The 14,544-nt window shown below is 64.5% G+C and carries 10 protein-coding genes; 4 read left to right on the top strand and 6 right to left on the bottom strand.

Translation table 11 applies throughout. The features are described from left to right. Positions 1 to 16 precede the first annotated feature (16 nt). Positions 17 to 1,033: a cupin-like domain-containing protein gene (locus tag ABIC17_RS03875; protein ID WP_354279312.1), complete on the bottom strand. Its 1,017-nt coding sequence runs from the start codon at positions 1,031 to 1,033 to the stop codon at positions 17 to 19. Positions 1,034 to 1,416: 383 nt separating this feature from the next. Between ABIC17_RS03875 and ABIC17_RS03870 the strand changes: the two genes are divergently transcribed. From ABIC17_RS03870 to ABIC17_RS03855, 4 genes are all read left to right on the top strand, one after another. After that, on the top strand, positions 1,417 to 4,011 hold the full coding sequence (locus tag ABIC17_RS03870; protein WP_354279311.1) for a TonB-dependent receptor plug domain-containing protein: 2,595 nt from the start codon (positions 1,417 to 1,419) through the stop codon (positions 4,009 to 4,011). A gap of 75 nt (positions 4,012 to 4,086) precedes the next feature. Next, positions 4,087 to 5,691 carry a flavin monoamine oxidase family protein gene (locus ABIC17_RS03865; RefSeq protein ID WP_354279310.1) on the top strand — a complete coding sequence of 535 codons (1,605 nt, stop codon included), beginning with the start codon at positions 4,087 to 4,089 and terminating at the stop codon, positions 5,689 to 5,691. A gap of 5 nt (positions 5,692 to 5,696) precedes the next feature. Further along, positions 5,697 to 6,128, top strand: a complete 432-nt coding sequence (locus ABIC17_RS03860; RefSeq protein WP_354279309.1) for a c-type cytochrome — start codon at positions 5,697 to 5,699, stop codon at positions 6,126 to 6,128. Positions 6,129 to 6,150: 22 nt separating this feature from the next. Then, on the top strand, positions 6,151 to 6,660 hold the full coding sequence (locus ABIC17_RS03855) for a RidA family protein (protein WP_354279308.1): 510 nt from the start codon (positions 6,151 to 6,153) through the stop codon (positions 6,658 to 6,660). 1 nt (position 6,661) lies between these two features. Here ABIC17_RS03855 and ABIC17_RS03850 read toward each other — a convergent pair whose 3' ends face one another. The 5 genes from ABIC17_RS03850 to ABIC17_RS03830 all read right to left on the bottom strand — a co-directional run bounded on the left by ABIC17_RS03850 (position 6,662) and on the right by ABIC17_RS03830 (position 14,536). Then, the gene (locus tag ABIC17_RS03850; RefSeq protein ID WP_354279307.1) at positions 6,662 to 7,243 is read right to left on the bottom strand and encodes a PilZ domain-containing protein; all 582 of its coding nucleotides are present in this window, start codon (positions 7,241 to 7,243) and stop codon (positions 6,662 to 6,664) included. 5 nt (positions 7,244 to 7,248) lie between these two features. After that, positions 7,249 to 7,779: a hypothetical protein gene (locus tag ABIC17_RS03845; protein WP_354279306.1), complete on the bottom strand. Its 531-nt coding sequence runs from the start codon at positions 7,777 to 7,779 to the stop codon at positions 7,249 to 7,251. Continuing rightward, entirely contained in the window at positions 7,779 to 12,818 is a 5,040-nt protein-coding gene (locus ABIC17_RS03840) for a hypothetical protein (protein ID WP_354279305.1), read from the bottom strand. Before ABIC17_RS03840 ends, ABIC17_RS03845 begins: the two co-directional genes overlap by 1 nt. A 75-nt stretch (positions 12,819 to 12,893) precedes the next feature. Next, entirely contained in the window at positions 12,894 to 14,018 is a 1,125-nt protein-coding gene (locus ABIC17_RS03835) for a hypothetical protein (RefSeq protein ID WP_354279304.1), read from the bottom strand. Positions 14,019 to 14,062: 44 nt separating this feature from the next. Beyond that, positions 14,063 to 14,536, bottom strand: a complete 474-nt coding sequence (locus ABIC17_RS03830; RefSeq protein ID WP_354279303.1) for a hypothetical protein — start codon at positions 14,534 to 14,536, stop codon at positions 14,063 to 14,065. Positions 14,537 to 14,544: the final 8 nt, after the last annotated feature.

The following is a 14,544-nucleotide window of genomic DNA, read 5'->3' as shown; positions in this document are numbered from 1 at the left end:
GACTCTTCGTACCGCGTCAGCGGCGCAGTTCGTCCATCAGATACTGTTTGACCGCCGCAACCCGCTCGGGCGTCATGTCGCCAAGCGCGCCGCGCCCGCCTGCCGGAAGATGCGCAACCGCATCATGCGCTTGACCGAATACGTAGTGATCGAACCACGCGTGCCAGATATCACGCTCGCGTTTGGGCAGATCGCGGATCGTCATGATCGCATGCATCAGCGTCTTGAACGGCGAGCCCGGCCAGGCCCGCTCGCCGACGTTCCACCAGTAATTGACCAGCACATTCACCGCATCCAGCGCCTCGACCTGATGCCACCACATGTACGGCACATAGACCGCATCCCCCGGTTCCAGGTCGGCTTCCTCCGCCGTCGCCATCGCCTCGGCATAGCGTGGGTAACGCTCCAGATCGGGCGCGCGCAGATCGACCATGCTCACCGGCGGCCCCGCGAAGGTAAAGTCGAACGGGCCGACATACAGGTTGCGCACCTGCTCCGGCGGGAAGAACGTGAAGCAGCGCCGCCCGCCGACGACCACCGCGATGTTTTCCGACATGTCGAAATGCGTCGAGACCGTCGCGCGATTGCCGATCCATAGCCGCGGACTCGCGCCCTCCCCGACGATGTCGGTGGCGTTGTCGCGGGCAAAGGTGGGGCAGTTCTCCGCCACCGGGATCGCCCCCGCATAAAAGGCAGGCGGCTCCGCTTCCTCTCGCACGCTTAGCAACACGTCGAGCAGTTCGCCGATCGGCGCGATGCGTTGCTGATAGTTCAGGCCGCGCAAATCGTCGCGATACCAGAATCGCCCCTTGATCTGTGGCGGCCCAAGGAACGCGGGCACCGGTTTGCCAAGGTCCGCGGCCCGGATGTGGTCGCACAGTGCTTCCGGCGACTGCAGCGACGCCTGCACCGCCGGCCAGTCCTTCGCCAACCCGCGCAGGATCGCGGGCCGGCGCAACGGGACGATTTCCGACCGGAACCGTGCACGGTCGACACCGTGCCACTCTCGCACTTTGAAAAAGCCGTCTGTCATGCGCGCTCATGTTTCGAGCAAAAGCTGCAAAACATCAATCGCTACGGTGACGGGGCGGTCCGGACGTCGCAGCCTGTTCGATCCGCGCCCCCCCTGCGGTCAGGACGCCACCCGAATATCGTACACATTTCCCCGGATGCGTATTGCCAAGCCGTAAAAAGAATGAAACATTCCAGATCAAGCAACGGAGTAAGTAGATCTTTTAAACTATATAGATGTGGGCGTTATACACCTAGATGGCGATGACCATCGGGATGTGGAGACGATGTCTAGAGGGCAACCATAATGGGGGGCCATCTATGAGAATCTCGACAGGTATATCACGTATCGCTCTGGCGATTTCGTTGCCAATTGCTGCACAACCGGTTTTTGCGCAAGTTACCTTGCAACCCGTCTCTGCCGTCGCTCCAACCGACCCGGACGACGCCGGGCAAGCGGACGAGTCCATCATCGTTACTGGTACGCGCACGACGGGGATGCGTGCCGCCGACAGTCCGGCACCGATCCAGTTGCTCGGTTCGGAAGCGCTACAGCGCACGGGCTCGCCCGATCTGCTGACCAGCCTCGCGCAGAACCTTCCGTCGATCCAGGCGCAGGCTTTTGGCAGTGATCTTCAGGCGCACAACCTCCAGCTGAAGCTGCGCGGCCTCAGCCCGAACCATACGCTCATCCTGGTCAACGGAAAACGCCGCCACGGCACCGCAAACGTCTCGGTTGCTGGCGGTCCGTACGGCGGCAGCGCGGCGCCCGACATCAGCTTCATCGTGCCCGATTCGATCGATCACGTCGAAGTCCTGCAAGACGGCGCCGCCGCACAATATGGCACCGATGCGATCGCAGGCGTGATCAACTTCATCCAGAAAAAGACCGATCACGGGATCAGCGCCAACGCGACGGGCGGCCAATATTACGACGAGGGAGGGGAAACCTACGCCATCGGTGCCAACATCGGCCTGGCACCATTCGACGGTGCCTTTCTCAACATTTCCGCACAGAAAAAGCGCAAGGGGTTCAGCTTCCGCGGCGATATCAACCCGCAAGCGGTCAACCTGCTGCAGAAATACCCGGAGATCGGCAAATTGCCGGGGTACCCCTACACCAACCGGATCATCGGCGACCCGAAGATCGATCAGACTGTCGTCAACTACAATGCCGGATACGAGATCGGCGGCTTCGAACTCTACAGCTCTGGCAGCTATGGCCACAAGACGGCGACGGCTTACGAAAACACGCGTCCGCCGACGACCGTGGTCAGCGGCGCCGGCACCAAGGCCGCGGGCGGTGTTGCGGGCGTGCCCTTCTACCCCGGAGGCTTCCAACCGCAGGAGAATATCCAGGAAACGGATTATTCCTTTACCGGCGGCATCAAGGGCAGCATCGGCAAGATCGGCTTCGACCTCGCCTCCACCTACGGAAAGGATTTCGTCGAGGTCAACGTCCTCAATTCGGCGAACGCGCAGCTGTATCGCGATACCGGCTTCACGCCGACGAACTTCCACAATGGGGACTTCTTCGCAACGCAGTGGAGCAATACGCTCGACCTGACGCACGAACTCGACATCGGGCTGTCCGCCCCGGTCAATATCGCGGGCGGGTTGGAATTCCGGCACGAAACCTACGGCATCAAGGAGGGCGATCCGGCGTCTTATTATGGCGGCGGCGCGCAATCCTTCTTCGGCTACAGTCCAAACGACGCGGGCACGTACAAGCGCGACAACTTCTCCCAATATCTCGACGTCAGTGCCCGCCCGGTGGTCGACCTGCTGGTCGATGCGGCAGTCCGTCACGAACATTACAGCGACTTCGGCGACACCACGGTCTTCAAGCTGACCAGCCGCTACGATTTCTCCAAGGCGTTCGCGCTGCGCGGCACGGTCAGTACGGGGTTCCGCGCCCCGACTCTCGCCGAAGGCGGCTATTCGGGGATCAATGTCGGGCCAAGCTCGGTCAGCGGGGTTCTTCCACCGGCATCGGAGGCAGCCGGTGCATTAGGCTTTGGCGGCCTGAAGCCCGAAAAGTCGACCAACTTCAGCGTTGGCATGGTGTTCAATCCGGTTCGCCGCCTGACGCTGACGATCGATGCGTATCAAATCACGATCCGCGACCGCATCATGATCTCGTCGAGCTTCAGCGGCTTCACCGGCAACCGCTGCCCTGCGGGCTATGCCGGCAGCAACGCTGGCGCCTGTCTTCCGTACGACGACGATCGCTACAAGATCTACAATCAGTTGGCGGTGCTGGGAGCGGTCAACGGCGCGCTCGGGGGCAGTACCAGCATTGGGTCGCTCGCCGATGCCACGAGCATTCCCAGCTACGTCCTGTTCGATGGCGCAAACCGCGCCACCGACGGCAGCGTCGCAGTGCAGAGCTTCGTCAACGGCGTGAAGATGCGGACCCGCGGCGTCGATCTTATGGCCAATTACTCCGCTGGGCTGGGCAGCATGGGGGATGTCGACCTGACCTTCACCGCCAATTACAATGCGAACAAGGTATTGAGCATCAATGCCCTGCCCTCTGCCTTATACTCCAGCACGGCCAACCCGGGCCTGACTGGATTGATCGACACGGGTAGCGTCGTCGAACTGGAACATAGCACGCCGCGGTTCCGGGGGACGTTCAACGCCTTCTGGTCGTGGAACAAGTTCAGCATCAATGCGCGCGAAAGCTTCTACTCCGAGGTCTATTCGTTAGAGACAGCACGCAGCGGTCCGGACGCGGGCAAGTTGATCAAGGTACCGGTCAAGAGCGCATTCCTCACCGACCTCGAAATTGGCTACCAGATCTTTGCTCCGCTTAAGATATCGATCGGGGCGAACAATCTGTTCAACCAGTATCCGACGGAGCGGTCCAAGGAGTTCATCCGCAACGCGCAGTTGACCAACGGAGAGCGCGGATATTCTACCAGCAAGTATCCGACCATATCGCCTTACGGCATCAACGGCGGCTATTACTACGCACGCCTGAACTTCAAGCTTTGATCATGGCGGACAGGCGTCTGGGGCGACGCCTGTCCGCCTTTGTATGCGTCAACGACAATCAACAAGGGGTGTCTGATGAACGACTTGGATATGGGTATGGCGTTGAGTGGCCAGACCCGGCGTTATTTTCTTGAGAAGCTGGCAAAAGCCGGCGGTACGGCGATGTTGCTTGCGGGCATGGATGCACTTGGCTTCGGCATCGGCTCGGCCATGGCGGCCCCGCCGTCGCTCGCCGGAACGCCCAAAAAGAACCGAGTCATCGTGCTCGGGGCAGGCAATGCCGGCCTCGCCTCCGCGTATGAACTCACCAAGGCGGGCTATGCCGTGACCGTTGTGGAGGCGCGCGCCTTCGCGGGTGGCCGCGCACAGACCGCGCGCAAGGGATTTCAACTGACCGAACTCGGTGGCCAGCCGCAGACGTGCGACTTCGACGAAGGGCTGTACGTCAACATCGGCCCGTGGCGGATCCCCTATCATCACCATTCGACACTGCATTACACCAAACTGTTCAACGTGCCGCTCGAGCTGTTCAACAACGACAATGACGCCAGTTTCCTCTACATGGAGAAGGCGCCCGGGCCGCTGGGCGGCAAGCCGATCCGCAAGGGCCAGGTCGCGGCTGACTTGCTCGGCTACACGTCGGAAATTCTCGCCAAGCTGTCGCAACAGGGGGCTCTGGATGCGCAGATGAGCGGCGCCGACAAGGAACGCTTCATCGAGTTCCTGGTGAGCTTCGGGTATCTGTCCAAGAAGGACTTCAATTATACCGGCACGGCAGGGCGCGGCTTTCTCGTCGAGCCTGGCGCCGGGATCAATCCGGGCCCGGGCAAGCCCTCTTCGCCGTACGCCATCACCGATGTCCTTAACAGCGGCATGGGCAAGCTGCTTCACAGCGTCTCCGACTGGGAACAGCAACGCACGATGTTCCAGCCGGTGCAGGGGATGGAGCAGATCCCCAAGGCGATCGCACGCCACCTGCCCGACGGAATGATTCGTTTCTCGACCGAGGTGCAACGCATCCGGCAGAACGGCAACGGCGTCACGATCGACGTTGTCAAGGAAGGGCAGGCCGAAACGCTTACTGCCGACTGGTGTATCTGCACGATTCCCCTGTCGGTGCTGAAGACGATCGACCACGGCCTGTCCCCGCGCTTCAAGACCGCCATGGAAAAGAGCAGCTATGCGCTCGTCGGCAAGATGGGGTTGCAGATGAAACGGCGCTTCTGGGAAGAGGATCATTCGATCTACGGCGGCCATGTCTATTGCGACAATCCCGAGATCAACAGCATCTCGCTGCCCTCGACCGGCTGGCAGAGCCAGAAGGGCGTCCTGCTCGGCTATTACAATTTCGGCGCGGCTGCGGCGAAGGTGTCGGGTAGGTCCGCCGCCGATCGCGTGGCGACCGCGGTGGATTACGGGCAGAAGATTTTCCCGGCCTATAAGGAAAGCTTCGAGACCGGGTTTTCGGTCGCGTGGCACCGGGTGAAGTACAACCTTGGCGGTTGGGGCGTATGGAGCGAGGATGCACGCGCGACGGCCTATCCGGTCCTGACCGAACCGGATGACCGCATCTACCTTGCCGGCGAACATCTGAGCTATCTTGGCGGCTGGCAGGCGGGCGCATTCGAATCCGCATGGCAGCAGGTCGAGCGCCTCCATGCGCGCGCGATGAAGGGGTGAGCGCGATGCGGTACACGATCCCTGTCGCCTTTGCCGCCGCCACGCTGGCGGTGGCTGGCTTCGCCCAGACCACCCACACCCCGCCACTGGCGAGTGGGGCATCCCCGGCACCGTCCGCGCTGCAAACCTTCACCGACAATTGCGCCGCCTGTCACCAACCCGACGGCAAGGGAATCCGCGGGGCATTCCCGGCGCTTGCGGGCAGCACGCTGGTTACCGGCAAGCCTGCGGGCGCGATCCTTGTCGTCCTCAACGGTCGCGGCGGCATGCCCGCGTTCAAGGGGGATCTGACCAACGCACAGATCGCGACGGCGCTGACCTTCGTGCGGACGTCCTGGGGCAATGCGGCAACGCCAGTCACCCCTGCCCAGGTGGCTGCACTCCGCACGGGCGACGCACCGGACCCATCGAGCAAGAAACCGATCCAGGCCAATTGATCCGTTGAAGGAAACCATTCGTATGAAGCTCATCATCGCGACCGCAGTGGCGGCCCTCACCCTCGCCTCCACCGCCCACGCAGCCCCCGCGCAGGTCGATCGCATCGTCAGCCCCGGCCCCGACGGCAAGCCCGGCATGATCCTCAAGGGCGTGATCGTGCCGGCGGGACATGAGACTTTCTATCTGTCGGGCCAGCTGGCGGACCCGATCGACCCTGCGAAGAAAGCAGTGGTCGATGACTTCGGCGACACCAAGACCCAGACCGTCAGTGTCCTCACCAAGATCGAGGCGCTGCTCAAGTCCAAGGGCTATGCGATGGCCGACGTTATCAAGATGCAGGCGTTCCTCGCGGCCGACCCGAAACTCGGCAAGATCGATTTTGCGGGATTCAACGCAGGCTTCCAGACGTTCTTCGGCTCGGCCGCGAACCCCAACACGGTTGCGCGATCGACCTTCCAAGTCGCCAATCTCGTCGCCCCGATGTATCTGGTCGAACTGGAAGTGACCGCGGTCAAACTGCCGAAAAAGTAGCTCAGCGCAGGATCTGCATCAGCGTCGGCAAATCCAGGATCGGGGTGAACTGGAAACCGATGTCCCCATCGCGCGCCCACCGAACAAAGCCGGCGCGCGGTGCGATCCGGTCGATGATCAGCGACGCGGCGGTGTCGATCCGCGGTGCGCCCGCGCCACGCAACCGGGCGCCGCCTGCGCTGAGATCGACCAGTTCGACCGCGACCGTCGATCCACCGATCCGCAACTGCGCCAGCCGATCGGTCGCGAAGCGCGGCGCACGGGCACAATAGCCCTGACGTGTCCCGCGATCCGAGATCGCGGCAAGATCCTGCGGGCTATCGAACGCCAGCCCGACGAGATGCTCCCGATTCCACACCACACGCGCCGAGCACGGCCCGAGCCCGCGCATTTCGAAGACGAGCTGTTGCCCGATCACCGGCACCGTCAGCGTCTCGATCTTGGCCCCGCGTGTGGAAAGGTCGCGGACGAAGCAGAACATCTCGCAATCGCCAAGGATCAGCTTGCCGGTCGCCAGAACACGTCGGTAACGCTCATCCTCGCGGCGCTCGATCAACCGGTGCGGTGGGACGATGGGAGCCATGTAGGTCATCGGATCTTTACCCTGTAGCGGATCTGGAAGGAGCCGTTGGTTGTGAAGGTCGTAACCGGTTTGACCCGGATCGCACGGACCCGCGCGTCGTAGCCGTCGGCATCGGGGGTCGGCACGTAGGTCCAGCTCGTGCCGTCGAAGAAGTCGATGCAGTCGGTCGTGCTGGCATAGGACGTGAAACCGCACGTCAGCCCGCTGCCCAGCAATCCGAGCCCGAGCAGACTGCCGTCGAGGAACTCGACCGGCCCCTTCCCCGCCGCCGCAAGATCCGCGACCCGCAGCATGACGCGCGTCGGCAACACGTCCTCGACACTGATATTGCGCACCGGGGTCAGCAGATTACCGGTCGGGTTGGTAAACAGAACACGATAATCGACCGTCGCCCCCGGGAGCGCCTTAGGCGCGGCAAGGTTGACCTGATCCGCGACGACGAGCGCGTTCTTGGTCACGGTCAGTGGATCCGCCCTGCCCGCCTGCGGAAGCACCGTGATCCCCAGCCCCGCCACCACAAGGATTGCCCGCCACATCACTTCGCGCCCCCGAAGATCGTGCGGCCGGCACGCCCGAGCGACCATTGGTCGAACTTGAGCCGCGCGGTGACGTACGCGCCCGACCGGGTGTAGCGATCCGCCTCGAAGTCGCGGTCGCGATAACCCGTGATGTTGTAACCGACCGAGATCCACACGTTCTGCGCAGGCGATACGCCGGCGGACGGGCCGCCGCTGAACGCCACACTGCCGCGGCCCCAGGCGTGCTGCACCGAACCCTGCACTCCGATGTCGAACCGCCGACCGACATCGCGGCGCAGATCGAAGCCGATCACGTCGATATAGCCAGTGTAATCATCGTCGCCGAACGATCCCCGCACCCACTTTGCGCCATAATAGACCGTTGCCTCGAACCCATGACCCGCGCCTTCCGGCCCGGTGCGGTAATTGACCGCGACGTTGTTGATCAGCCGCAGCGTCGACTGAAAGCCGCCGCCAAACGCGGGCACGCCGATGACGTTGGTGCCGGTGATCCCGGCATCGGCCTGTTCGTTGCGAACCTGCAGACGTTCGAGCAGCGACCAGCGGCTGTCCTGCGGACGCAGCGCGAGCGCGAGGTCGGCGGTACCGAAGGCGGCGCGCGCGCCACGTGTGTCGGTCAGGTCCGAATAGCGCACGCTTGCCGCCAGCGTCCGACCCTGGCCGAGCGAGCGCAGCGCGTCGGTGTTGAGCGTCCAGCGATTGCTCTGGTCCGACCGGCGATATTCGACGCGGCCGTTCCACGACCAGCGCTCGGCGCGATATCCCGCACCGATCGTCGCCGCGACATAATCGCCGTCATTGCCGTACTGCCCGGCGATCGGGGTGTTTGCGGTGCTCGCGAAAGCGTTGACCAGAGCGCCGGTCGGCACCCGCCCACGCAGCGTGCTGTTAGCGTCGAGCGTCAGGTCCATGTTCCAGCGCTTGCCGAACTTGATCGACTGGTTGAGGCCATATTGCGCATAGGTCCGCTGGCCGTTCTCGCCGCCGGTCGACGCGGTGTTGCCGACCGGGAGCTCTGCCTGGCTTGCCGCTTGCTGGTTGAGCGTACTCATCAGCTTGGCACCCGACCAGGGGGCGACGTCAAACCCGACGCGTGCGGTGTTTGCGGTGAAATCGCGGCCTTGCGAAATCTCATAGCCCGCGAGCAGGCGAATGCCCTCGCGCAGGCGCAGCGCGGCGGTGAGTTGCTGGCGCAGCGGGAAGTCGACGCTTTCCTTGTCGCCGCCCGGGGCCACCTGCGCCTGCGCACCGATCACCAGCTTGCCGTCGAACAGGTCCTGCGTCCCGCCGAGCGTCAGCAGCCGCGAATGCCGTGCCTGCCCGTCGATCCCGCGGTCATCCGCATAGGTACCGCCGACGAACAGCGTGCCGTGCGTCCGGCGATATTCGAGCCGCGTCTCGGCAGCGGTGCGTGCGCCAGGGGCGTCGAGCTGCGCCGCGGTCCACGCGGTCAGCGTCATCGCAAGCTTGTCAGCGAGTGCGACGCGCCCGTCGATCCCGAACTTGCGTGTTCCCGCCTCGACGACGTTCTGCTGCCCCAGGCCGAACCTGCGATCCTGGCTGCGGCCGTAAACCAGCACGTCGGCGCGGCGGATATGCACTTCGCCCTCGGCGAGCCACGCGCGACCGCTGCCAATCCCGAGCCTGCCGCCGGTTGCGACTTCGCCGCGGATTTCGCTGTTGGCGGTCGGCTTGGCCTTGAGGTCGATCCCAGCGACGGTGCCATTGCCCGCGGTTTCGTCGCGGAGCACGCTCGCGCCGAGCTGCGCGCGGCCCTTGGCCAGCCGGATCGCCGCGCGGCCTCCGGTTGCGAGCTGGCGGGTGCGGCCTTCCGTCTCATAATCCACGACGATGAACACCGGGTTGTTCGCGCCGTCGCGCCCCAGCACGGGCTCACGGAAGCGGATCGTGCCCGCGCTCGCGTCGATGTCGTAATCGATGTGGCGGGTCATCTGCTTGGCCGACAGGATCAACTCGGGCCGGATCCGGTCGCGAGTCTCGAGCCGGAGCTTGTCGCTGTTGGGGACGATGTCGCGCCCCGACAGGCGGTACGGGCCGGACAGGCCGTTGCCCTGGATTTCGTCGCGCGCATACAGTTGATCGGTGTTCGCCGCGAACGCGCTGAACAGGATGCGATTGCCCTGATATTCGGCCTTCAGGCCGTTAAGCGTGCGGCTGTAGCGCGTGAGCTGCGTGTCGGTCAGCCCGGTCTCGAAATCGCCGAGCATTGCGTAGAGGTTGCGGCGTTCCAGTCGCAGGTACAGCTTGCGCTGGGTCGCGGCGTCATAGCCCTGCTGCGAGCCGTCGCCATAGACGGTGTAATAGCGATCCGGGTCGATCGTGCCGAGCAGTCCGCGGCTCCGGTCGATCGTGCGGTCGCTGTCATAGGCGATCGTCGCGAGCCACGAGCCCTTGATCCGCCCCTTGGCATAGAAAGCGAGCTGCCCGTCGCTGACGACCCCGCCGCGCATCCCGCGCGGAAGCGTGCGGCTGTGCGTCTTGAGCGTGTCGTAGCCGAGCGTCCCCGCCCCGAAGCCGACCACCATCCAGTCACGCGCCGCGCCCGCCAGCCAGGCGCGGATGTCACTGGTGTGGGTCTGCTCCTTTTCAGCCAGCGTAACCGAAACATGCACCGCCCCCGCCTGCGTCGTGGGTTCGAGCGCGATAAACGCCAGGCCGTCGTCGCCGGTCACGCGCGCGGTCGCGGCAGCGCGGCCACGGCCTTCGAGCGGGCGCTGCTGCGCGAGTTCAACGTCGATCGCGGCGCTATAGGGCTGGTCGACTGTGAACGGCACCAGTGTGCCGTCGCGCACCGGGCGGCCGTCGCGATCGGTCACGCGCACCGCGATCAGCGGCCGCGTGAGCCCGTCCGCAACCAGTCGGCTCTGCTCGGCGGCATAGGTCGCGCGGATCGCCGCAGTCGACGAATGGACCGTGCGCTCCAGCGTGGTGACGAGCCGCCCCGAGTCATCGAGCACGCGCGCCGCGATCCGGTTGTCGCCGTCCTTGAGCCCGATCCCCGACCAGCGCGACACCGCGACGGTCTTGTCGGGGCTGGTCTCGGTCGTGTCGAAATTAAGGACTTCGGCGAGCGTCCCGTTGACGCTCAGAGCGACGCGCTGGCCGGGCAGATGCTTGATCGCGACGCGCGTTACCGGCGCGCGCGGGTTGGTGTCCGCGGTCGGGAACAGGATCTCGGTCCCCGGGGTCTGGCCAGTCACCCAGTCGCGGTCGCCCGCCGCGACGCTGTCGCTCGCCACCGTGATCGGGAGCACATCGGCGGCGGCGGCCTTCGCGCCGGTCGGGCGGAGCTGGAAATCGACGCGCTTGAGCAATCCGCCCTCGGCCTCGACGAAGCGCGAGATCGCGCTCCCGGCGGTGCGCGTGTCGCTGTCGCAGGCGACGGGCTCGTGCGAGGCTGGCAGGCTGTTGGTGTCGATCTGGACGACATGCCTGCCCGGGCGGATGCCCTCGACGTGATAATAGCCGTCCTTGTCTGTGACGACGAAGGTGCCGTCCTCGAGTACCAGGCGGATGCCGCGAATGCCGATACGCCCGCTGTCGGGATCCCCGCATCCGCCCTCGGTCACGCGCCCGATCAACGTAAAGCCACTGGTAAACAGCAACGGCGTGATCCGCACCGAAGCGGCAGCCTCGTTGCTCGTCGCGCCGGCACTGCCGGACGCGAGGACCCGGTTGAGCGCCTCTCCGGTGGGTGCGCCCGGCGCGATCGAAACGACGTAGCGGATGTCGACGCGCTGCCCGACGGGGATCGGCGGGACCGTGAAGTCGAGCGTGCGACCATCGGCGGCAGGCACGGCCTCGCTTGCGCCGCGCGTCGACCCGCGTTCGTAGCGCAGGCCGGGGGGTAGGATATCAGTCAGGTGGACGTTGCGCGCGGTGTCGGTGCCACGGTTGGTCACGCTCACCAGATATTGCACGAAATCCCCCGGCGACGCCTCGCGCACCGAGGCGGTCTTGGCGAGCAGCAGCTTGCTAGCCCCGGCGCGGTCGAGCGGAATGTCGGAATAGAAGGGGTTGGGCGTGTCGATCGTAAAGCGTTTGCCGAACGAGGCGTCGTTGAGGATGAACGGCACGCCCGAGGGGTCGCGCAAGGCGGTCAGGTCTGTCAGCGACCGCGTCGTCGGCGCAGTATAATCGCCCGGGGGCACGATCCGCAGGTGGAACACGCCCGGCGCGACGAACGGGAAGCGATAATTCCCCTGCGGAAAATCATAGACACGCCCGCTGGCGTCGGTTGTCTGCCCACCGCTGATGACGGTCGACGGATACCGGCTGACCCCGTCGTCGCCAAACACCTCTGCAGGCTGGTTATTGTCGTCGAGCAGCGAGACGATCGCGCCATCGACCAGCGCACCCGTGCCCGAATCAAATACATAGCCTGCCGGGTCAACCAGGATCGACGCGGTGGACGGCAGGCTGAACTCATCCTCGGTGAACGACAGCGTGAAGTTTGCGCCGCGCCCGCGCGTCACGTCGCATGCCGCGGTTTCGTCGGTGCCGCCACCGCGTTCGGGGACCCCGCCCGCGAACACGCCGGTGTCGACGCCAGTCTCAAGCAGATCGATCTCGCCTCGCGTGGTCGATGTCGTAACCGCGATATGCGAAGTCTCGCGGACTTTGGGGTCGCGGTTCCCACCCACATTATCGAGCACCAGGATCAACGGCGAGGTCACGTCGATCGCAGCCACTTTCGGCGCACTCGCCAAGGTCGCAGCGTCGATTGATGCGGGCGTGAATTTGATTGGGTTCGTCTCGCACTTCAGCCCGGTCAACTGATACCCCACGGGCAACAGGCGGAAACTGAGCGTCGTCGGGCGCTTGGTGCGGGTGACGTCGAGCGTCACGGTATTGGAGGAAACCGATTGTCGGCCGCTCGAGGCATCGAAGCCGAGCGTCGCCGTATTGGCAATGCGCGCCACCTCCGCCGCAACGCCGGGGGCCGCCGTCATGGAGACGGCGGCGGCAAGCCCGACGAGGGCGCCAAGATGCGCGATATGCCTGAATCTGGACATGGCGGGGCGTTCCCCGGCGCGCGGGTTTCGCGCGCCGGAGGGACACTTCTCCTGTAGTGGTGGGCGCGAGGGCGGCTAGTTGATCGTCACCTTGAACGCGACCGCAGTCACCCCGCCGCCGCCGACGGTGCCGAGGATGGCGTTCATGTTGCGGTTGGTGCTGTTGAACGACGCGGTGACGCCGTCGGTCTCGGTCGCGTCGTCGGCATCGTCATCTTCGGTCGAGCCGAGCAGCACGCAACTTCCGCCCGGCGCGCCGATCGTGATCGAGCCGGGCACATAGGTGGTGTTCGCGGGGACCACGTCGTTCAGTTGGACGCCGTTTGCCGATGCAGTAAGCGTGGCGTTGCGGACGAGCAGGCAATATTGCACCGTCGCGCCGGGCAGCGACTTGGGGTTGAGCGTGTTCACGCCGTCCGACAGGACAAGCGCGGACTTCGTTACCGTCAGCGCGACGTTGCGCGTGCCGATCTCATACGATGCATAGGCACGACCCTGGCCGTTGCGCGGCAGATCGACGCCGATCCCGTCATTGTCATCGTCGGCGAAAACAATGTCGACCGTATTGTCGGCGTTGGCGAGATTGAGGTCGGTCGGCAACAGTATCTCACCACGCGTGTTGGCCTGTCCGCCCGCCGCCGCGATCACCTGCAGGTTGACGTTCGCCTGGCTCAGTGTTCCCGAACCGGGGACGTTGCCGACGATAAACACCGCAATCGACGCGTCCGGCGCGAGTTCATCGATATAGGCCCTGGTATCGACGCCAGGATCATAGACGCCATTGTTGTTCGAATCGACGAACACCCGAAGGTTGCCCATGTCGAAATCGTCGATTCCGGTCACCAGCCCGTCGGCGATCAACGACTGGCCCGGATCGAGGAAGAAATCCTGGATGCCGTTGGTCGTGTTGGTCACCTTGAACTTGGTGACGGCATCGGTCTGGCCAAGATTGACCTGCGTCTTGGTCCCGCCCTGATCGGCGATGACGGTGAAGTTGACCTTGCGATCGACCACGAAGGTCGCCGTCGTTGAATTGGTCGTCTGGGCGGTGCCGTTGACGGTATAGGTTACCGACGCGGTGTTGCTAATGCTTGTGCCCGCCGTCGTATTCTGCGCGGCGGTCTGCGCCTGTGCGGTCCCGATGCTGGCGACGGCGGCCGATCCCGTCAGCAGCAAGGTTCGAACCCTGTTCCGAAACATGTTATATACTCCCTGGTTACACGGTGTTTTCTGGTGATGGTCGATCATCGCAGGACGGCATCGAAGGCGAGTTGGCCCTGCGCACCGGCCGTGATCGGACGCTCGAGCCGCCACCGGACGTGGGTGACATCGTTCGGGGTCGCGGCGCGCGTCGTGCCGGTGGCGGTGGCGACGCGCAGGCTCGCAAGCGGCCCATAAGTCTTGCCGTCGACCGAGAGGTCGGGCGCGGCGGAGGTGGCGGCGGGCGCACGATATGCGATCCCCTTGGGAACCGGGTTATCGAGCACGACATTGCCGATCGGCTGCGTGCCGGTGTTGCGATAGGCCAGCACGAAGGTGACGCGATCGCCGGGGACGATCCGGCGCGCCGGCACGAGCGCGACGCGGACCGTGCCGTCTGCGGCGCGCGTCTTCTGTTCGGTCAGGACGCGCGATTCGACCTGCAACGGTCCCGCCGCGAGCGCGGGGGAAGCGTGGATCGCTGCGGCCACGACGACCACGCATAGGCATTTGTACATCGGTATGT

This window comes from Sphingomonas sp. PvP056, from assembly GCF_040549155.1.
In the GTDB taxonomy this organism is placed as follows: domain Bacteria; phylum Pseudomonadota; class Alphaproteobacteria; order Sphingomonadales; family Sphingomonadaceae; genus Sphingomonas.
Note: the sequence above shows the minus strand (reverse complement) of the source record. Positions and strands in the feature narration are given on the sequence as shown.